We start from the raw sequence: 20,937 nt of genomic DNA on the forward strand, positions 1-20,937 counted from the left end.
AATTGTAATGATGAGAGAGAAAATAATTAACAGCGCTTAGAACCTGTATCCTATACTGCCCGCAACAGTACGCGGAGCCATGGGCTCTAAGGTAGACCAACCTTTGTAGTATTCTTTATCTGTCAGGTTGTTCACCTTAAGGGCAAAGGTAAAAGGGCCTGTTGCATAGGAAACTGAAGCGTTGAGCACAGTGTAAGATGGCAGGGCAAATACGCCTGTAGTAGCCCTGTTAAGGATCATATTTTTGCCGGCATAATTTCCACCAAAACCAAAACCTAACCCTTTTACTGATCCTGTCATAATTCTATAATTTAGCCATAGGTTCACCAGGTCTGCAGGCCCGGCGCTTTCTGGTCTTCTGCCTTCGTAATCTGCGCTTGAATTGGTTAACTTACTTGTATTTTTAGTGTATCCGGCAATAATGTCAAAACCAGTAAAAGGACTTGCATTTACCTGAAATTCAAAACCTTTACTTAGGTTATTACCACCCTGGGTATAGGTATTCGGTAAAGCACCGGTTAAAATCACATTAGATACTTTGATATCATAATAACTTAACGAAGCACTTAACTTTCCATCAAAAAGGTCTGTTTTAATACCAGTTTCCCACTGATTAGCTTCTTCTGGTTTAAATGTAATGGTTTTAGATATCCCGTTATCATCGTAATTTACAGGGGCAGAATTGGTGAACCCATTCATGTAATTACCAAATACGGATAACTTATCTTTAAGTAGCTGATAAACCAATCCGAATTTAGGAGATAAGGCAGTCTGACCATATTTGTCTGCTGCTGCAATAGTTAATCCGCTATTCTGAAACCTGTCGATACGTAAACTTGCCATTGCTGATAGGCTTGACGTAATGTTCAATACATCTGATACATAAGCGCTATAAGTTTGCTGATTGGTATTGCTATTGTTTGCAGTTCCGCTTTTGGCGATCAATGCATCTACACCCTGACTGGTTAGCACACCCGTATCTTTTCCTCCGGGGCCTAAAGTTACAATCCCATCAGCTACATAATTAGAACTGTTGTCAATAGAAGTTCTGTTAAAATAATCCAGACCAGCAACTACACGGTTACGCAAACCGCCGATCTTAAAATCGCCATTAAAATTCTGCTGAATATCAGTAGTCTCTGTAGTCGTATTCTGATAGTTCAAAGAACGTGTGAAACTTGAAGGCACATTGGGATAGCCAGCGATGAAAGCTTTGGTGCTATCCCGGTACGAGTTTTCATATAAATAAGAATAATAACCTTTTGATTTAGCAGATCCTCTTGAGATAACGGTTTGTGAAGTCCACTCATCAGAGATTTTATACACCATCTGTGCCTGCATACTTGAAACCGGGTTACTGATACCCAGGCTATTGCTGGTATAGGATTTTTTAGGATTATAGCCTAAACCACCCAGGTTATCGGTTTTTACAACATCTGCGCGGTTGAAAAACAGCATGGTAGGATTCGTATTTTCTGAACTTAAGAACTGAGTATTTAAGCTAAGGGTAAGCCTGTCATTTACTTTGTAAGTTAACGAAGGGGCAACAAATCTTGTTTTCTTAAACCCTGCATCCTGCCAGCTGTTCTCGTCCTGGTAGGCGGCATTCATTCTAAATAGTACTTTGTGATCTTTATCTAATGGCGTATTGATATCTGCTGTAATCCGGTTCAGTCCATAACTGCCAGCGGTGTAATTGACTTCAACAGCTGTTGCATCAAAGGGTTGTTTGGTGACTACGTTGATCAATCCTCCGTAAGAAACCAGGCTACTGCCATATAATGTTCCTGAAGGACCTTTTACCACTTCAATACGTTCGATATTGGAAATATCCAAACTTCCATTGGTTAAACCCGGTAAACCGTTAACCAAAGTAGGCTGAACGGCAAAACCTCTTAAAGAGAAGTAACCTGCACCATCTCCTCCGCGGCCTGTTGACGACCATAATTTGTCTACTCCAGGAGCATTTTTCAAGGCATCATCAAAATTCGTAATCACCTGATCGGCCATCAGTTCTTTGGAAACCACGGAGTATACCTGCGGATTTTCCAAATCTTTCAATGGCATTTTTGATACAAACTGACTTTGCTTAACGGAATACTTATTCGTTTTAGCTCCATTTACTGTTACTTCATTGAGCTGCTCGCTGGTGGCGTGGAGCGTGATATCTGTGATTAAGGTTTCACCAGCTGTAACTGTAACTTCCTGTGATACCGGATTAATACCTACCAGACGGGCGGTAAGGGTATAATTTCCGGCTGGAATATTTTTTAACGAGTAATGACCGTGCTGGTCGGCCATAACACTCCCAACTCCTTTAATAGATAAAGTAACCAGGTCGGCAGGTACGCCATCCGAGGTCTTCACGGTTCCTTTAACGCTTCCGTTTTTTGTTTGTCCGATGGCGTTTATGGCCAGGAATAGCAGCATCACAGCTGTAAAGTAAATTTTTGAATTGATAAACATGTTGTCGATAAGTTGCTTATTTAGATTAATTATCGACAAACATACAATAAATCGGCTAGCGTTAACACTCTATTTAGAACGATTACTACATAAGACAATAAAATGACAATTAACCTGATTGAGCTTAATTATGTCCGGCTGTAATCTGGAGCAGATATAATTTAAAGTTCAAATGCTTACTCCTATCCCCCGAAGTTGTAACCCGGATGTAATTAATTCAGTTAAAAAAAACAAATCGGGAGGGTAATTGCTATATAAGCATCTATAAAATTAATCCTGTGGCAGCTTAGATTCAACCGGCTACTGCGGGGCAATTACCTTAAAGATTGAATTATGAAAAACACGATTGTATTTATTCACGGAATGTTCCAGAATCCAAAAAGCTGGGAAAAATGGATGGACTTCTTTGTAGCCAAAGGATATAACTGCCTGGCACCGGCCTGGCCATTACATGAAGGTGATCCGGCATTTCTGCGGGAAAACCCATCTGAAGAACTAGGAAAGCTAAGTTTGGAAGAGGTGGTTGCCAAAATAGAAACACTGGTTTATTCGCTGCCAGAAAAGCCTATCGTTATAGGCCATTCAGTTGGAGGTTTGATTGTTCAGCGACTGGCAAATCTAGATATGATAAAAGCTGGTATTGCCATTAGCTCAGTTGCCCCAAATGGAATGATCGACTTTAGCTGGCCATTTATCAAAAATGCAGCTACTATCGCGAACCCCATTAAAGGTAATGATCCTATTTATATGGACCTGGAAACTTTCCAGGGATCATTTGCGAATACGTTAAGTGATGAGGAAGCACCCGCTGCCTTTGCAGAAACTGCTGTACATGACAGCAGGAATATATTCCGCGACTGTATGGGTGAATTCGGTAAACTTGATATCGACATCCCTCACCCTCCTTTATTATTTGTTGCAGGAGAAAAGGATCAGATCTGCCCGGCCGACCTGGTAGAGAAAAATGCAAAAGCTTATACTGATGGAAACAGCACTGTTGCTTATGAGGTATTTCCTGAACGCAGCCATTATATCTGCAATGAACCAGGCTGGGAAGAAGTAGCTTCTTCTATTGAAGGCTGGCTTCAAACACAGCAGGAGGTGGTAGTAGAAGAACCACAAAAATTCCTTTAATCTTTAATAAGGATGATACAATAAAGCCTCAACTGATATAAACAGAAGAGGCTTTATTGTTTATTAATATTTTACGATCATCATTTTTGCATCACCATTACCCCGTTCATTACAAAAGTACTTCCTCCATCGGCCACTATATTATATACTTTTTGTGTGCCTCCTGCATGTTCATCTTTTTTCCAGACTGTATAGACATCATACTTACCGGTAGCTTCATTCAGGCACAATACTTCTTGTCCTTCTTTTACTTCACCAATTTTCAGGTTGCCTTCTTTGGTTCGCATTGGGTGATTTGGAGTGGCTTTTAAAACCCTCGTGCTTAAGTGTATCTCTTTTCCGGCTAGTGTATTCCTGTTTTTAACGGCAATGAGTACCAGATTGGTTAAAGCATAATTCTTAGCATCATGTACAGTGAGTTCTTTCACTTTAACTGCAGATGCCAGTTTAGTTTTCGGATCAACGGTAATGATCTCGTCGCCTGCTTTGATATCCTTCAATAGTTTTGTGGTTCCGCCGTTCATTGTTACTTCTTCATCCCCGGGAAAGCAAATATCATTTCCGTAAGTAGCTTCCTCTTCAGAAGTATTTTTGCCATTGTTCAGCACCTTGTATTGCTGATAGCTTAGTTCTCTTGAAAGAATATAGGACAATTTTAAGATATAGTTCTTTTCCTCCTTATTGATGTTGTCAATATCCTGGAAATACTTGTCCCACACTTTTCCATCGGCAGTATAATCTGGCACCAGGGCTTCGTATACCCTACCTTTTTCTGTGGTATAAAAAACCAGCAGACCAATTTCCTGCATACCATCTTTGGCAATTAGCTTATACAGATCGATCCTTTTTTTCAGTCCGTCGTCTCCGGTGATAAAAAATGGCTTACGTGCCTGGTAACGATCAAGAATATAAGTATTATCAAATTTCACATAACTGTCCTTATCCAGGTCTGCGATGGCAAAAGTTTTGGCTTTATCATACTCCGCCATGGTTAAAGGACGTGGATTAACAGTTTTTGTTTGTGCCTGCGCGGTATTCAGGGCAGCGGCAAACGATAAAATAAATAGGAATTTTTTATACATATATCTTTTAATCATTAAATCAATTTTAGGAAAGCTGCTTAAAAGCATCGGCAAAAGCCTGCATTTCATCCATACGGCCAATACTTACACGGCACCAGTCTTTGTCGTTAAACTTCCAGGTACGGATACCCACACCACGGTTTGACATTTCCTGTGCAAAACGTGCGCCTGCCATTTTTATGGGGAACATCACAAAGTTGGCCGAAGAGGGGATATAATCATATCCTTCCTTTTTCAATACGCCGTACAAATATTCCTTTGAAGCCAGTGTTTTCTTTAGAGCCTCCTGCAGGAAATCCTTTTCCTGATAACCGGCTATGGCAGCAGCTACAGTTGGCGCAGACATGCTCATAGAACCAACAGCATATTTTGCAATTGCTTTTAAGGTATCAGGCTGCGCAATAACATAACCGCAGCGCAAACCTGCAAACCCATAAAGTTTAGAGAAAGTACGGGCAACAATGATGTTGCTGCCGCTTTTTACCATGCTGATCATGCTTGCTCCCTGCGGATCCGGCAAATAATCAATATAGGCTTCATCAACAAATACAGGGACTTTTTTACTTATACGTTCGCAAAAAGCTTTTAATTTTGCGGTATCCAGTACCGTTCCGGTAGGGTTATTTGGGTTACAGATATAAACCAACCCGGTGTTGCTGGTAATCTTTGCTTCCATCGCATCCAGATCCAGCTTGTAATCAGCTGTCAGAGGTACTTTTATCCATTTGGCACCTAAATGTTCAGCATCCGAAGGAAGGCTGTTGTAAGAAGGATCTCCTGTAATAATTTCAGCACCGTTCTTTCCATAGAACATTCCCGCTGCCAGTAATAAGGGAGATGAACCGGCATCCATCAGGATATTACCTTCACTAATTCCTTCATAAGCTGCAATTTTTCCTGTAAGCTCATGCATACGCATAAACGGATATTGATAGCTCATATCCAGTGCGTCCTGCATTGCTTTTTTCACTTCGGGAGAAGGCCCGAAAGGGTTTTCATTAGCTAGTAACCTGGCTTTCATTAAAGGTGGGGATTCCAAAATAGCGGTCTGTTCTGCTATCCTGTCGTTAAAAACCACCTGCTGTATCCTTTTAGGCATTGCAGCTAGTTTACCTATGGTACCTGAAAGGAAAGCTGTGCCTCCTGCAAGTAAGGCGGTTGATTTAATCCAATTTCTGCGGTTTATTGAGTTTGCCATAATTGAGAGTTTTAGTTGATTTATCCTTGAGTTGATTTTGCGGGGTAAGCTACCCTGGCTTCGGTTACCCTGCTATGTACAGAAGCCACTACACTTCTGGCCGATTCAAATGCCCCGGCCATCCATGCGTTTAAATAAGTGAGGTGCTCCCCTGCGAAATAAACATTCCCGTCTGGTTTTAATAAAACAGGATATGCGTTTTTCCGGGTATCGGCGTTGTATACTGCCCAGCCCCCCATATTGTATTTTGTTTTATGCCAGCTCACTGAAAAAGAACTTTCAAACTCGTGATCATATTGCGGATGAATGAGCCTCCCTTTCTGCAAGGCCAGCTTTTCCCGGTCGGCATAACTTAACTCACCTACCTGCTGTGCTTTTTCATTAAAATTATAATACCCTATCAGGATCCCCTTTTTGTCGAGATAATCATAAGAAGGATAAAATATTTGTGTCAACTGATTATTGGTATGGGTAATCCCTCCGTAAATATGTTCATCCTCTTCCCAAAAGCGGCGTTTAAACTGTAAGCCAATTTTTCCAGTCTGGTTATAACCGATATAGTCTATCGCACGGTTTACATCAGAAGAAAAATTAGTACTGACATTACTTAATACGGGTAAAGGCAAGGTACAGATACAAAGATCTGCACTTATTTCATGGTTACCGAGATGATCTTTATATACGATCTTAACCCCATCCGTCACATTATTGATAGCGGTTACTTCAGCACCCATTTTAAGCATAGGGCTGATTTTTTTCTCCAGCGCTTTAGCGATCCTGTCCATACCGCCTACGGCCTGGAACATCGTCATCTGCAATTCATAAGTATATTCAGCTACGTTATAAAAGTCGGGGTCCATCAAGCCTGAATGTAAAATATCGGCCAGTTTATGCGGATCGGCAATACGTCCTGGTTTATTTCCCGCCCCAGGAGACTCAATATATCCCCTGCGTGCGGATGCTTTATATAACTTATCAGCATCCAGCCCTCCTTCTGCCATCAGGTATTCAATTATTTTTTGCCCGTCTTCTTTGGTCAGCGGGCTATCCAGGCTGGCATGGTCCATACTTTTAGCAAGCAGCTCTGCCATGTATCCCCTTACATCATTATGCACTTCCCTGTTACGTACTTTTTTATTGGATAAAGGCCCGTTTCCTTCAGCAAAATAATAGGCACTTTCGTTTACATTGTTATATACCTGGATGGGCACGCCCAATTCTTTACAATAATGAAGTGTAAGCTCGTGGTTATGCGGAATGCGGGAAGGCCCTGCATTAAAATACTGTCCGTCATCAAATTTAGCGGTTACCAATGGTTTGTCGGCCTCCGTATGGGTACTGCCATTTCTTATGCTCCAGCAACGGCCGCCCGCTCTTTCCCTTGCTTCCAGTACAGTACATTGGTAGCCCAGCTTATTGAGTTCATAAGCCGCAGTCATACCAGCAAGGCCTGCACCCAGAATAATTACTTTTTTACCATTAGCATTACCCTCCAAATCAAAAGCATAAGCTGGCGCTGGTTTGATTAAGCCTAAAGCCATTATTGCAGGATAAGCACTGCCTGCTAACAGGCTGCTTTTACTGAGAAAGTCACGTCTGGAAATAGATTTCAAAATAGTAGAGAGGTTTTTACTATAAATTTAACATAAAAATCAATATCATATAACAAACAACCTAATTATAAGACATTTTTCATGTAAAAATATTATATCACACCGCAATTCAAATAAAATACAACATAAAACACATACAATAAACAATTTCAGTAGCAATAATCATATATAAATACTCATAAAAATAATAAATCGAACATTATAACATCAATATTATTGAAATAAACATATAAATCGTAAATAAATCTAATTAATACAACTAATCTAACCTCAATCTGTTGGATAAAGTTCTAAGATTTAAAATTTCAGTCATTGGGTAGCAGATGATCACCGTTTAAAATGAACAAATTGAATAAGGAAGAAATCAAAATCTTAATGAGCAATGATTAACTTTATAAGACATACAGTTGCAACAGTACCTCACTACACTAGCTATCAACCATTTAAAAACCTGAAATATGAAAGTACAGGAACTATGTCCCCATTTAACAACACTAACCGAAGTAACAATAGAAAATGGATATGTCTGTGAAGAATGTATGAAACAAAACAGGCAATGGGTTCATCTTCGCACCTGTCAAACCTGCGGAATAACTTTATGCTGTGATGATTCTCCTCAAGCCCATATGAGTTTGCATATCAAAAAAAGTCACCATGCAGTGATTGCATCTGCCGAACCGGGTGAACGCTGGTTATGGTGTTATACGGATAATAGTTTTTCAGAGTATTGAATTCATTATCTGTTTCGTCCGGACGGACTATAGGCAACAGGCAACCATTCATAACCGCTTCCTTTAGCTCTAAGCCTGCCAAATCCGGGAAAGGAAAGATGATTACCTGCCACCAGATATCCTTTTTCGGCAGCATCCTTATAAGCACCTATTCTTTGCGCGAGCCCTTGTTTTGGGTCTACATCGTATCCATCCAACACTGTTGGATCTTCAAACTGAATACCACTCAAATGAACAAGATCTGCCCAGATCGTTAGCTGATCATCTCCGCTCTTGATCACAAATAAAGTATGGCCAGGTGTATGTCCGGGGCATTCCTTTGAAGTTATTCCCGGGAACAATTCAATATTTCCCTTAAAAGTTTTGACCCTGCCGGCATCCAGATAAGGTTTAAATACATTGATTGCATTGATAAAAGATTTTTGATTTGGTGCCATCACATTCGGATCAGCGTTTTTCATTCTCTCTTCATCCAGCCAAAAATCAGCGTCATGCTGGTGCACATGCACAGTTGCATGAGGAAAAACCGCTTTTCCCTGGATGGTAAGCCCACCAGAATGATCGTTATGAATATGGGTAAGCAGCACATCTGTAACCTGTTCCGGCGTATAACCGGCCTCCTGTAAACTGTTTAACAAATTACCTCCAGCATCTGGCCCAAATAATTCACCTGCTCCCGTATCGATAAGGATTAGCCGCGAACCGATCTGAACCAGATAAGTGTTAATGGAAAGTTCTGCGGGGTTATCCAAATGGGCTGCTGCTAGTAACTCCAATATCTTTCCCGGTTCTGGCGACTGCAATAGTTTATCGGCTTCTACCAAAGCTACGCCATCGGATAGTGCTGTAACTATCAGGTCGCCTATTTGCAGATGGTAATAGGAAGGATTATTTTGGGCTGGCTTGGTCATATTTACGGCTTAAACTTACAAGACATCAATATCCATACCATAGTATGGATGAATAAATGAACGGCAAAACGATTAAAAAAATATAGATTTGCCATAAATGATATCATAACAGCTTCAAAAGCGTTCAATAACAGAAATGCACCCATATACATAAAATGAAACAACTCCTTAAAATTGCAGCAGTTTTGCTGATCCCATTTTGTGCTTCAAATGCACATGCCCAGGTGAATGACATCATCAAACAAATGCATGACCCTTCTACGAAGCAGGTATTGGTGGCTGCCCATCGTGGCGACTGGCGCGATGCACCCGAAAATTCCCTTCAAGCCTATCAGCATGCCATCCTTATGGGTGTGGATATGATTGAAATTGACCTCCATAAAACCAGCGATGGCGTGATTGTCATCATGCACGACGGCACGATTGACAGAACTACTGATGGTAAAGGAAAAGTTTCCGATTATACTTATGAGCAGATTGAGAAATTTCATCTGAAAAATGGCCTTGGCAGGGTCACAAGAAATACGATTCCAACACTGGAAGAAGTCATGCTGCTGGCTAAAGGAAAAGTGATGGTTAACCTTGATAAAAGCCTGCCCTATTACCAGGAAGCTTATGAGATCTTAAAGAAAACAGGAACCCTGAAACAGGCACTCTTTAAATCTGAATCTCCTTATGAAGAAGTAAAAAAACGTTATCCTGAATTAATTGACAGCATCACTTATATGGCGGTGGTTGACCTGGATAAACCTGATGCAAAACAGGTCATTGAGGATTATCAGAAAGCGATTAAACCAGTAGCTTTTGAAGTGATCTTTAAAAAAGATACCTCTGCCTTATTAACAAACAACCAATGGATCAATGCACATGGCTCAAAAATATGGATCAACTCTTTATGGGCCAGCTTAAACGGAGGTCATGAAGATGATCTTGCTTTTGAAGATAACAATACAAAAGACAGCTGGGACTGGATCATCAATCATGGGGCTACAGTTATCCAAACTGATCATCCACGAGAACTATTAGCCTATCTGAGAAAAAAACACCTGCACAAATAGTATATCAGGTTTTCTATACCACGGGGAAAAGGTTGTCATCAGCCTTTTCCCTTTTTTTATTTTAATCACCTTCATGTTACGCAAAGTATGATCTTCAAAGAACAGATTTAATTAACTTACATCCATCTAATTAAACTAACGCCAGATTCGTTAATAATGAAAAAACTACTACTCATCGCTATTTTAAATATAGGAACTTATTGTACCACCCAGGCACAATCGACTGTTATTATTCAGAAAGACCCGCAAATTGAAAAAATGGTGACCGAAGTATCGGCAGACTCCATGAAGAATTATATCACTAAACTGGTGAGTTACGGCACAAGGAATACGCTGAGCAGTGTAACAGATTCTAAAAGAGGCATTGGTGCCGCCAGGAATTGGGTATTGAGTAAATTCCAGTGCTTTGCTAAGTCATCTGGCGGCAGGTTAACAGCAAAACTGGATACCAGCAGTTACCAGCCTGATGGTAAAAGAATTGATGTTCCGGTTATTTTAACCAATGTAGTGGCCACCCTGAAAGGTACCGATCCAAATGATCACCGTGTATTTGTGATCAGCGGGCATATGGATAACATGAGAACCAGTGTAATGGACCGCGAAGGTGATGCACCCGGGGCAAACGATGATGGCAGTGGATCTGCAGCTGTTTTAGAATGCGCAAGGATCATGAGCAAAGAATCTTTTCCCGCTACCATCATATTTGTTACCGTTTGCGGCGAAGAGCAGGGATTATTAGGATCTACCTTTATGGCTGAAAATGCAAAGAAAAATAAAATGGAGATTGCCGCTGTATTAAACAATGATATTATGGGCAGCAACAATAGTAACGAAACCAATATCATCGAAAATACCAAAATCAGGGTATTTAGCGAAGGGCTGCCCGCTACGGAAATGGACAGTAAACAACTTACAGCCATGCGCGCCATGGGACTGGAAAATGATGGCCCTTCACGTCAGCTGGCCCGTTATATTAAAGAAGTAGGCGAACGTTATGTAGAAAACCTGGAAGTATTTATGGTATACCGCCCGGATAGGTTCTTACGCGGAGGTGATCAGCTGCCTTATCAGCAAAGAGGATTTACGGCAGTACGGATTACCGAGATGAACGAAAATTTTTATCATCAGCACCAGGACGTGCGCGTAGAAAACGGGATTGCCTATGGCGATGTCATTGCCAATATGGACTTTGAATACCTTAGAAAAAATACCGCCTTAAATTTATCTAACCTGGCTAACCTGGCCAAGTCGCCATCAGTACCCCAGGAAGTATCAATTACAGTCGCCGGACTGGGTAATTCCAGCTCCCTGAACTGGAAACCTGCTGCTAACGGCAAAACAAAAGGTTATTATGTGATGATGCGCGAAACCACCAGCCCGGTATGGCAGAAGAAATTTTACACCACCGCCACCGAAATGAAACTCCCTTATTCCAAAGACAACTACTTTTTTGCTGTACAATCTGTTAGTACAGACGGTAATGAAGGTTTAGTGGTGGTTCCTTCAGTAGTTAGGGAAACCAAAACCACCACACCACCAGCTAAAAGATAATTGATTTAATTTTTAACCTTACAACAATGAAAATCTTAAAATTCAGCCTCACCCTATTCATCTTTGTTTTATCCCTAACCATTTCATCTCTTGCTTCCACTAAAAAAATTCCTTCAAGACAATTTTATCAGCTGGTTGTCTATCACCTTAAAAGTAAAGAACAGGTAGAGCGCACAAATCAATACCTGCGTGATGCTTATTTGCCGGCAGTTCACCGCGCGGGTATTAAAACAGCAGGTGTGTTTAAAAACGAGAATATTGACACCGCTACCGACAAAAAGATATATGTATTACTCACGTTTGTTTCACTGAATCAGTTTCAACAGCTCACACAATCACTTAACAAGGATCACGAACTGGCCGCTAAAGGCAGCAGCTTTCTGAATGCAGCTTTCGACCATGCACCCTTCACCAGAAAAGAAACGATACTGATGGAAGCCTTCCCGGCAATGCCTGTGTTAAAAAAACCCGGTTTCACTAATCCCCAAAGCCACCGTATCTATGAATTGCGCAGTTATGAAGGGCCTACAGAAAACTTATACCGCAATAAGGTTCACATGTTTAACGAAGGTAAAGAAACAGACATTTTTAAACGTATAGGAAGCCAGGCCGTATTTTATGCAGAAGTATTGGCAGGAAGCCGTATGCCCAACCTGATGTACATGACCAGTTATAGTGATATGAAATCGAGAGAAGATCACTGGAAAACATTTGGAAACGATCCGGAATGGAAAAGATTATCAGGATTACCCGAATATCAGCACAATGTATCAAAAGCGGATATTGATTTTCTTACTCCCACAGATTATTCTGATCTCTAATTGGTCATCATTCATGAAAAGAGGATTGCCAATTCAGTTTAATCACATTAAACCGAATTAGCAATTCACACTGGTTTAATATTTTCTTTACACAGAAAGTCTACTTTTGAGTTTAACGCAAAGAAGCAAGCAGAAAACACCAAAGCTGTCGATGCGGATCAATTAAAAATCATGATAAAAAAAATCAGCATTACTACACTTTTAATTTTACTTTTCTGTCTCCGTATTTTCGCGCAACAGATGATCATAGGAACATACAACTTACGTTTTGACAATAAAGCAGATACTGGTAATCTATGGGTACAAAGAGCCCCGGTAATTGCCAGCCTGATCCGCTTTCATCAATATGACATCTTTGGAACACAGGAAGGATACCTCAACCAGCTGAATGATCTTAGCAGTGCTTTACCAGAATATGCACGTTACGGAATAGGCCGCGATGATGGTAAAGACGGAGGCGAACATTCTGCTATCTTTTATCGGAAAGATAAATTCAAACTATTGAAAAAAGGAGATTTCTGGCTGTCTGAAACACCGGATAAACCAGGGCTGGGATGGGACGTAACCTGCTGCAACCGTATCTGTTCATGGGTATACCTGCAAGATCAGAAAAGCGGCAGGAAGTTCTATTATTTTAACGCTCACTATGACTATCAGGGAAATGCCAGGCTGGAAAGCAGCAAGCTGATCCTGCGTAAGATCAAAGAAATTGCCGGAACAGAACCTGCCGTATTTACGGGAGATCTCAATGGGGAGCATGAAACTGAATGGTACCGGCTCTTAGCTAAGTCTGGATTTCTCAGGGATACCTATAACCTGGTAAAACATCCCTATGCAAACAACACTTCGTTCAATGGATTTGGCAAGGAAGTAAGCGGCTCCGGAATCATTGACCATGTTTTTGTGACCAAAGACTTCACTGCCAGCAGATGGGGTATTTTAACGGACACTTATCACGGTAAATATCCATCAGACCATTGTCCCATTTTAACAGAAGTAACCCTTAAATAGATGAGTACAGATTCACGCAGGGAGTTTATTAAAAAAGCAGCTTTACTTTCCGGAGGGGCCGCCATCATCAATACCTTACCCCCGGTCATTCAAAAAGCAATGTCTATAGATCCAGCCTTGGGCAGCACCTTTTATGATGCCGAACATATTGTTTTTCTCATGCAGGAAAACCGTTCTTTCGATCATGAATTTGGCACCCTGCAGGGGGTGAGAGGGTTTAACGATCCCAGGGCAATTGATCTGCCGAACAAAAATAAGGTCTGGCTGCAATCCAATAAAGAAGGTGATACCTATGCCCCTTTTCACCTGAATATCAAAGAGACTAAAGTTGCCTGGATGGGCGCATTACCGCATAACTGGACCGACCAGACCGATGCCAGAAATGGCGGAAAATACGACCAGTGGCTTAATGTTAAAAAAGCATATAATCCTACTTATGCCCATATGCCGCTTACAGTAGGTTATTGCAAAAGAGAGGATTTCCCTTTTTATTATTCACTGGCAGATGCCTTTACCGTATGTGATCAGAATTTCTGTTCTGTTATTGCAGGTACCCACCCTAACCGTTATTACTGGATGACCGGTACTGTGCGCGAAAAGAATAATGCTGAGGGAATTGCACATGTATGGAATATCAGTAACTATGATAAACCCACTTTAAACTGGAAAACATTTCCGGAACGCTTAGAAGAAAATGGGGTTTCCTGGAAAATCTATCAGAATGAATTAACCATGGGCTTTGGCTTAAATGGCGAACCCAGTGCATGGCTGAGTAACTTTGGCACCAATGTGCTGGAGTATTTTGAACAATACAATGTACGCCTTCAGCCCGGTGCTATAGCCAATCTGCAGGAGAAGAAGAAATCTTTGCTGGAACAAATTTCCGCTGCACCAGCAGAAAACCTGACTGAAGAGCAGCAGAAAAGTGTAGCTGCTTTAAAAAGATTGCTGCTTAAAACTGAAGAAGACGAGAAAAATTATACGATGACGGCCCATAATGCCTTGTCGGAAAAAGCCAGAAATTTAAACGCCAAAGCCTTCGGTGTCAATACTGGCGACCCTGATTTCCATACGCTTGAAGCTTTCCGGTACAATGAAAATGGAACTGAACGTGAATTGAACATTCCTAAGGGAGATATTCTGCATCAATTCAGGAAAGATGTGGATGAAGATAAACTGCCAGCAGTATCCTGGCTGATGACACCAGCCAACTTCTCCGACCATCCGGGTGTGCCCTGGTTCGGTTCCTGGTTTGTAAGTGAGGTAATGGAAATCCTGACTAAAAATCCGGAGACCTGGAAAAAGACCATTTTCGTGTTAACCTATGACGAGAACGATGGATATTTTGACCATGTCCCTCCTTTTGTACCTCCGCATCCATTTAAAGAAAATGCAGGTAAAGTATCCGAGGGCCTGGACGTAAAACTTGATTTTATCACTAAAACCCAGCAATTCAACCCATCAATGAAGGAAAGTAACATCCGGGAAAGCCAGTTAGGATTGGGTTATCGTGTCCCTATGGTAATCGTTTCCCCATGGACGCGCGGCGGCTATGTATGTTCTGAAGTATTTGACCATACGTCGTCCCTTCAGTTCCTGGAGAATTTCCTGGAGAAAAAGCTGAATAAAAAAATTATTGAGGAGAACATCACTCCCTGGAGAAGAACTGTTTGCGGCGACCTGACCTCAGCATTCAGAACTTATAACGGAGAAAAAATTGAACAGCCAAAGTTCCTGGAGAAAACAGCTTTTATAGAGAAAATATATTCCGCTAAGTTCAAAGAAGTACCCGATAATTACAGAAAACTGAGCGAAGAAGAAATACAGGCCATCAATACAGATCCGCTGTCTTCACCTTATTTCCCGCAACAGGAAAAAGGTATTCGTTCTGCCTGCGCATTGCCTTATGAATTATATGTCAGTGGAGCGTTTAACGACGACAGGTTCACGATTAGCTTTAGCGCAGGAAATAAAACTTTTGGTAAAAAATCAGCTGGCTCGCCTTTTACCGTTTACGCCATGAACCCTTTTAAAGGAGAAACGCTGCGTGTGTGGAACTATACCGTAGCTGCAGGCGATACCTTACAGGACGAGTGGCTTACACGAGATTTTGAAGGTGGGAATTACCATTTAAGGGTATATGGGCCCAATGGTTTTTTCAGAGAGTTTATAGGTGCCACACATCCTCAGCTTACCATAGAATGCCGGTATGAACCGCATCCTGTTCATCCTTTAAAATTGAGCGGAAATATGATCGTTACCGTAACCAATACAGGAAATTACCCACAGGAATTGACACTCGAAGATTTGAGTTATCAAAAAGGAACAAAGGTTTTAAAAGTGGCAGCGAACAGCAAAACAAGTACTTTACTTGATCTTTCAAAATACTACAACTGGTATGACTTTAGCGTGAGCAGTAAAAGTAACAGCCTTTTTAAGGAAAGATTTGCCGGACGTGTAGAAACCGGCATGGCAACCAAAACAGATCCTTTAATGGGCAGAATGGTGAGTTAATGTAAACCGGCATTATTTTTATATGTTATATTTGTATATAAGAATAATCACTAGACAATAGATCATGGATACTACTCATCAGAATAATCCTTATTACTCCAGAACAGACGATACCTTACTCCATGTAGATAATGCAGAATGGAAAAAGATCCTTCCTGCTGATCTCTATACTGTTGCGAGATTACAGGGCACAGAACGTGCTTTCACTGGTCAGTACTGGGATAGCGAAGCAATAGGCACTTATTATTGTGCTGTTTGCGGTAATAAATTATTTAAATCGGATGCCAAATTTGCAAGCAGTTGCGGATGGCCAAGTTTTTTTGAGACGGTAAAACCGGATAGCGTGCACTATAAAGAAGACAACGCATATGGCATGCGCCGTGTTGAAGTTACCTGCGGCCGCTGCGATTCACATTTAGGACATATTTTTGACGATGGCCCTGCACCTACCTACAAAAGGTTCTGCATGAATGGCGTTTCCCTGGAATTTGAACCCGACCAGGTTTAATATTTTCTTATCCCCGGAAAATTACCGGGGATAAACTATTAATGAAGGAGTGTTGCCCTGAAGGCATGAAGACCCGAAACACCCTGCAGATCTTCTACCTCAAAGTTTTCAATTGTATCTCCAAGAATGCCTTCCTGCTGAAGGATTTTAAGATAACCCGCATACTCTTTTGCTTCAGTTTCACTGGAATATACAATAGTGATCCTGCCCATATGGGTAATACGTTTCTGCGTATCCTTGATCATGGCTTTATCAATGCGTTTTTTCACAATTTCAAACCGGGCATTGTAACTGCCATCCACGTCAAACCGCTTTTCATCCATTCTGAAACGTATCGACAAGGTTGTATTGTAAACAAGGACCAGGGTAGTTACCTCCAGCGGATAAGGGAGTTCGGCTTTTAAATGATGATGGGCAAGTTCCATTTCACAAAGCACCCGCAACTGCCATAAACGGAGAGCATATAATTTTTCCAGGCTAAAGTTTTGAAGTTGTGAAATAGAAGCACCAATATACAGGTTATGCTCTACGCCATCCGTTTTAAATCTTTCATAATAATGAGGAAACATTGCCTGGGCCTCATCCTGCCTGTCATCAATAATAGAGGCTAATTTTTCGTTGATTTGCCCAATAGTAGCCTCATATTTTCTGCGGTAGATATGGAAGGCCCCGCTTTCTTTGTCAGTTTCCTTAAAATAACCGGCTATAATCTGCTGCTGACCAGTGTGGACAATCGTTGTTAAACGGGGATGAACATTAAGGTCAATATAATTATAAACATACTGCTCTGTACCAGCTTTAAGTGACAAAGAAACGTCATTGAGAAAATAATTGAGGCGCTGAGTTTCATCTTTAAAAGATTCTACCCCTTCCTGCTCTTCAATCCGTTCCAGAATTTCGATCAGTGTAACCAGCTGATGCTTCAGGTCATTTTGTACACTTGAATTACGGGCTTCAGATGATCCTTTGATATCAACCTGACCATATAAGGGATACACATCCGGAAAAACGATCTCTTCAACGGTTTCTTCTTTTCCTGCCTCCTGGGCAGCGATTACCCGTTGTGCTTCCTGTTTGAATTTCCAGTATACACTGGCATGGATCGTGGTAAACTGATCTTGTATAAAAGCCTGGACCTGGTGCTGAAGTTCAGCAACCAGCCGGTCTATAGAATCGGTTAAAAATGGCATCACCACCTCCAGCTTATTGGCATTGATGCTATTCAATTCCTTAATTCTGGGAGAAATCAATTCTACCACACCCAGCAGCACATTATTCTTCACTACCGGGGCCAGGATAAAACTCCCTATATCCTGTGCAAGAAACCTGCTGGCCAGTTGGCTGTCTGGATTTGCCACCAGAAACTCTGCCGTATCAGAGACAGCAAAAAACACCTTCTTTTCAATCAGGTGATGAAAAGAACCCATACATAATATTTCTTTATCGTACTTCTCGGCATCATCAGGCAGGATAAAACTCTTCATCGCGTGCCCAAAAGAAGCTACCCTAAACCTGCCCTCTTCCTGATTAAAAACCGTAAAGCCTATCCTGATGTCAGGTATCCTGTAAATAGAGCGGAAAATTGACTCTACGCTGCGCTGAAAATCGACAGAATTTAGCACCAGCAATTTCTCTTTAAAAATAGAAACTGCATTTTCTACGGTAGCATCAAACAAGGTCATGATCGCAAAACCTTTCAACAACCAGCTATCCTTCGGAAATTTTTCTTTCCATAATTCCAGGTTATCGTAATTATCCAGCAGCAGGTCAATATCTTCAGGAGATATAGGTAAAGACTTATCTGTAGCCAGTATCTCCAGATAATCGGCATTGTACAAAATGCGGTAATGTTTAGTAATTCCGTTGGCTGTAGGGATATCATAAAACAGGGGCCTGCCAAAATCCAGCTGGGTACCATAAAATTCATTAAGGATCAAACAGCAGCTCAACACATAAAACTGGTGCTGGTCAAAATCCCTGATATTGATCTCAAATTCTTTACCGGCAGCATTCAGAATGTTCCTGAAGCGTTCAGTATGGTTAAAAACAACATTTCTATAGGGAACACTGACAGCTTTAATTTCGTTGTGTGTAAGTACTGCCGGAAAATAGTCGGTCAATAAGCGGCTGATCAATTCTGAATGCTGTTCTACCTGATCGGCCGAGGTGATACCCTCTCGTAATTCCGGATATTGGGAAACCTCTTTCAATAGTGAGCGGGCCAGCTCAGCACGTTCCCCGGTTCCTTCTGCCTGAACTTCCATACCTTCAATCACATGATCAAAGGATAACTTTACCACAAAAGGAGTATCTTCAAAGGAAATGAGATTCATTAGCTAAAGTTAAGAAAAGCGTTTGGAAACTGTAAGTTGATGTAAATTTAATTATTGAGGATCTACATCAGCATCCCCATCGGTTGACGCTTCTGAATTGATTTCCTGGATAACTTCATCCAATTCTGTAGAACAGCGGTATAACATATCAAGCATTTCTGCTTTTTCGATATCATCAGCGGAAGACTTAATCAATAAAGTCAGTGCCAATATAGAAGCTACAGGTTTACGGATCTGGTGCGAATTTAACCAGGATACCGTTTCTAGCTTTTGATTTTGAAGTCCTATTAATGTTTCACGTTCCTTACGCTCTGTGATATCATTTTCCACAGAGATATAACATTCCAATTTTCCCTGGGCATCAAATACAGGGGAAAGATTAAGTGAAACCCAATACTCCTTTCCAAGTTTGGTATGCTTAAGGAGTTCTGCACCAAAAGCTTCATTTTTTGACATTGCAATTTGAAGTCGCTCAACAACCTGCCAGTTATTCTTTTTACTGTACAGCATTTCTACATGACTATGGCCTATTACTTCCGCATCCAAATAACCTGTTACTACTGTAAATGCCGGATTTACCCAGGTAATCTTACCTTCCGGATTGGAGATAATCACCGGGTTATGAATCCTGTTTAAAATTTCTCCGGATCTTTTGAGATCTTCAATATTACGTTTTAATACATCAATATCTTTTATTGCACCTATTACACGTGCGGGTTGTCCTGCTTCATTAAATAACAAATAGCCCTGATCATAAATATATTTATATCCTCCGCCAGCAACCTTTATCCGGTATTCCGAAAACCAGGATTTCTCTCCGGCCTGAATCTTTAACGTAATGAAAGGTTTGACATGTGCAAAATCTTCCGGATGAATAACAGCTATCCACCAATCCAAAGTATCGCCGATCTCATCGGAACTGAATTGGGTCAATTTTGATATTTGATGATTAAAGCTGATTTTTCTTGAAGGCAGGTCAATATCATAAATCACATCCCCTGTGGCATTGGATGCGAGATCATACCGTTCAAGTGCTTGTTTTAAACTGATATCTTTTTCTTTATCAGCCGTAATGTCTGTAAAATAAACAGCAATACCCTCTTCAGTTGGAAAAGCAGAGAGGCGAAGCCATTTATTAAAGACCCTAGAAAAGTCATCCAGCTTTACAGGTATTTTCTCATCCATCGCCTTTTTTTCCAGAACATAGAAATTACTTGATTCTAACTCAGGGAAAATCTCCAAAGCCCTTTTTCCGACCAGATCTTCCTTTATTCCTGTAACGGAATAGAAATTTGAATTCGCCTTTGTGATTATCCAATCCCTGTTAATGGTCACATAACTATCTGTGATACTGTTTAGTGTATCCTCTAAAACAGCATAATTTTTTGCCAGCTGTTTCTTTTGTACGTTAAGTTCTGCATTAATTTCCCGCAGCTGTTGTTCATGGAGGAACTTTTCAGTGGTGTCATGAGCCACTACCATGATCAGGTCTTTATGATCAAGCTGTGTTTTATGAGAATTAACATCCACATAGATCATGGTACCATCTTTCTTCAAATGACGCCATGTGCCCGATTCATAGGCATTATCTTTCATCCGGAGGTAAGAAGCTTTTACCTTTTCAACATCTTCGGGAGGAAGAATATCCATCACGCTCATAGAAAGAAACTCCTTCCTTGAATACCCATAAGCTAAAATTGCTGCATCGTTCACTGAAACGAACTTGAAAGTTTGTGGGTCATAAAACCAGATAGGACTAGGATTACCGTCATAGAGGTTCCGGTATTGTTTTTCATTGTAGGTGATCTTCCTCCGTTCCCTGTCAATTAATAAAAAAAGCAAAAAACCCGTTAAACATATAAAAAATATGCGTTTACCCGTATGGAGGGTACCTGCCAGTTCACTATTCCGGGTAACCCACAAAACTACCTTATCACCAGTAAAAATCCAGGTTATACCAGTAACAACATAAATAAGTGGTACTCTAAATCTTCCTCTTGTCATCC

At 40.9% G+C, this 20,937-nt stretch carries 15 protein-coding genes; 8 read left to right on the plus strand and 7 right to left on the minus strand.

Features of this window, described 5'->3' with window-relative positions:
• Positions 1 to 36: 36 nt before the first annotated feature.
• A complete protein-coding gene (locus GSQ84_RS01885) occupies positions 37 to 2,430 on the minus strand; it encodes a TonB-dependent receptor (protein ID WP_158796045.1) in 2,394 nt (797 codons plus the stop codon).
• 369 nt (positions 2,431 to 2,799) lie between these two features.
• On the opposite strand from GSQ84_RS01885, the gene GSQ84_RS01890 reads away from it, so the two are divergent.
• Complete coding sequence (locus GSQ84_RS01890) at positions 2,800 to 3,600, plus strand: alpha/beta hydrolase (RefSeq protein ID WP_158795559.1); 801 nt, start codon at positions 2,800 to 2,802, stop codon at positions 3,598 to 3,600.
• An 80-nt stretch (positions 3,601 to 3,680) separates the two neighbouring features.
• On the opposite strand, the gene GSQ84_RS01895 is transcribed toward GSQ84_RS01890, so the two are convergent.
• Genes GSQ84_RS01895 through GSQ84_RS01905 form a run of 3 tightly spaced genes read right to left on the minus strand, consistent with a single transcriptional unit; the run spans position 3,681 to position 7,493 of the window.
• Positions 3,681 to 4,697: a Hint domain-containing protein gene (locus GSQ84_RS01895; RefSeq protein ID WP_158795560.1), complete on the minus strand. Its 1,017-nt coding sequence runs from the start codon at positions 4,695 to 4,697 to the stop codon at positions 3,681 to 3,683.
• A 10-nt stretch (positions 4,698 to 4,707) separates the two neighbouring features.
• Positions 4,708 to 5,880: a histidinol-phosphate transaminase gene (locus GSQ84_RS01900; protein WP_158795561.1), complete on the minus strand. Its 1,173-nt coding sequence runs from the start codon at positions 5,878 to 5,880 to the stop codon at positions 4,708 to 4,710.
• Positions 5,881 to 5,900: 20 nt separating this feature from the next.
• The gene (locus GSQ84_RS01905; RefSeq protein ID WP_216848847.1) at positions 5,901 to 7,493 is read right to left on the minus strand and encodes a flavin monoamine oxidase family protein; all 1,593 of its coding nucleotides are present in this window, start codon (positions 7,491 to 7,493) and stop codon (positions 5,901 to 5,903) included.
• A 458-nt stretch (positions 7,494 to 7,951) separates the two neighbouring features.
• On the opposite strand from GSQ84_RS01905, the gene GSQ84_RS01910 reads away from it, so the two are divergent.
• Entirely contained in the window at positions 7,952 to 8,224 is a 273-nt protein-coding gene (locus GSQ84_RS01910) for a UBP-type zinc finger domain-containing protein (protein ID WP_158795562.1), read from the plus strand.
• Positions 8,225 to 8,229: 5 nt separating this feature from the next.
• On the opposite strand, the gene GSQ84_RS01915 is transcribed toward GSQ84_RS01910, so the two are convergent.
• Entirely contained in the window at positions 8,230 to 9,135 is a 906-nt protein-coding gene (locus GSQ84_RS01915) for an MBL fold metallo-hydrolase (RefSeq protein WP_158795563.1), read from the minus strand.
• A 155-nt stretch (positions 9,136 to 9,290) separates the two neighbouring features.
• On the opposite strand from GSQ84_RS01915, the gene GSQ84_RS01920 reads away from it, so the two are divergent.
• From GSQ84_RS01920 to msrB, 6 genes are all read left to right on the plus strand, one after another.
• Positions 9,291 to 10,193, plus strand: coding sequence for a glycerophosphodiester phosphodiesterase family protein (locus GSQ84_RS01920; RefSeq protein WP_158795564.1), 903 nt, complete (start codon positions 9,291 to 9,293; stop codon positions 10,191 to 10,193).
• Between the two features lie 156 nt (positions 10,194 to 10,349).
• Positions 10,350 to 11,744 carry a M28 family metallopeptidase gene (locus tag GSQ84_RS01925; RefSeq protein ID WP_158795565.1) on the plus strand — a complete coding sequence of 465 codons (1,395 nt, stop codon included), beginning with the start codon at positions 10,350 to 10,352 and terminating at the stop codon, positions 11,742 to 11,744.
• A 26-nt stretch (positions 11,745 to 11,770) separates the two neighbouring features.
• Complete coding sequence (locus GSQ84_RS01930; RefSeq protein ID WP_158795566.1) at positions 11,771 to 12,565, plus strand: NIPSNAP family protein; 795 nt, start codon at positions 11,771 to 11,773, stop codon at positions 12,563 to 12,565.
• 171 nt (positions 12,566 to 12,736) lie between these two features.
• Positions 12,737 to 13,576: an endonuclease/exonuclease/phosphatase family protein gene (locus GSQ84_RS01935; protein WP_174238625.1), complete on the plus strand. Its 840-nt coding sequence runs from the start codon at positions 12,737 to 12,739 to the stop codon at positions 13,574 to 13,576.
• The gene (locus tag GSQ84_RS01940) at positions 13,577 to 16,090 is read left to right on the plus strand and encodes a phosphocholine-specific phospholipase C (protein WP_158795567.1); all 2,514 of its coding nucleotides are present in this window, start codon (positions 13,577 to 13,579) and stop codon (positions 16,088 to 16,090) included.
• A gap of 64 nt (positions 16,091 to 16,154) precedes the next feature.
• Positions 16,155 to 16,598 (plus strand): peptide-methionine (R)-S-oxide reductase MsrB, encoded by a 444-nt coding sequence (gene msrB / locus GSQ84_RS01945; RefSeq protein ID WP_158795568.1) that lies wholly within the window; start codon positions 16,155 to 16,157, stop codon positions 16,596 to 16,598.
• Between the two features lie 38 nt (positions 16,599 to 16,636).
• Here the strand turns inward: msrB and GSQ84_RS01950 are convergent, their stop codons facing one another.
• Together GSQ84_RS01950 and GSQ84_RS01955 are read right to left on the minus strand one after the other, a co-directional pair.
• The gene (locus GSQ84_RS01950) at positions 16,637 to 18,931 is read right to left on the minus strand and encodes a GAF domain-containing protein (RefSeq protein WP_158795569.1); all 2,295 of its coding nucleotides are present in this window, start codon (positions 18,929 to 18,931) and stop codon (positions 16,637 to 16,639) included.
• Positions 18,932 to 18,982: 51 nt separating this feature from the next.
• A complete protein-coding gene (locus GSQ84_RS01955) occupies positions 18,983 to 20,935 on the minus strand; it encodes a PAS domain S-box protein (protein WP_158795570.1) in 1,953 nt (650 codons plus the stop codon).
• Positions 20,936 to 20,937: the final 2 nt, after the last annotated feature.

It is taken from the genome of Pedobacter sp. L105 (assembly GCF_009765875.1).
Classification (GTDB): domain Bacteria; phylum Bacteroidota; class Bacteroidia; order Sphingobacteriales; family Sphingobacteriaceae; genus Pedobacter.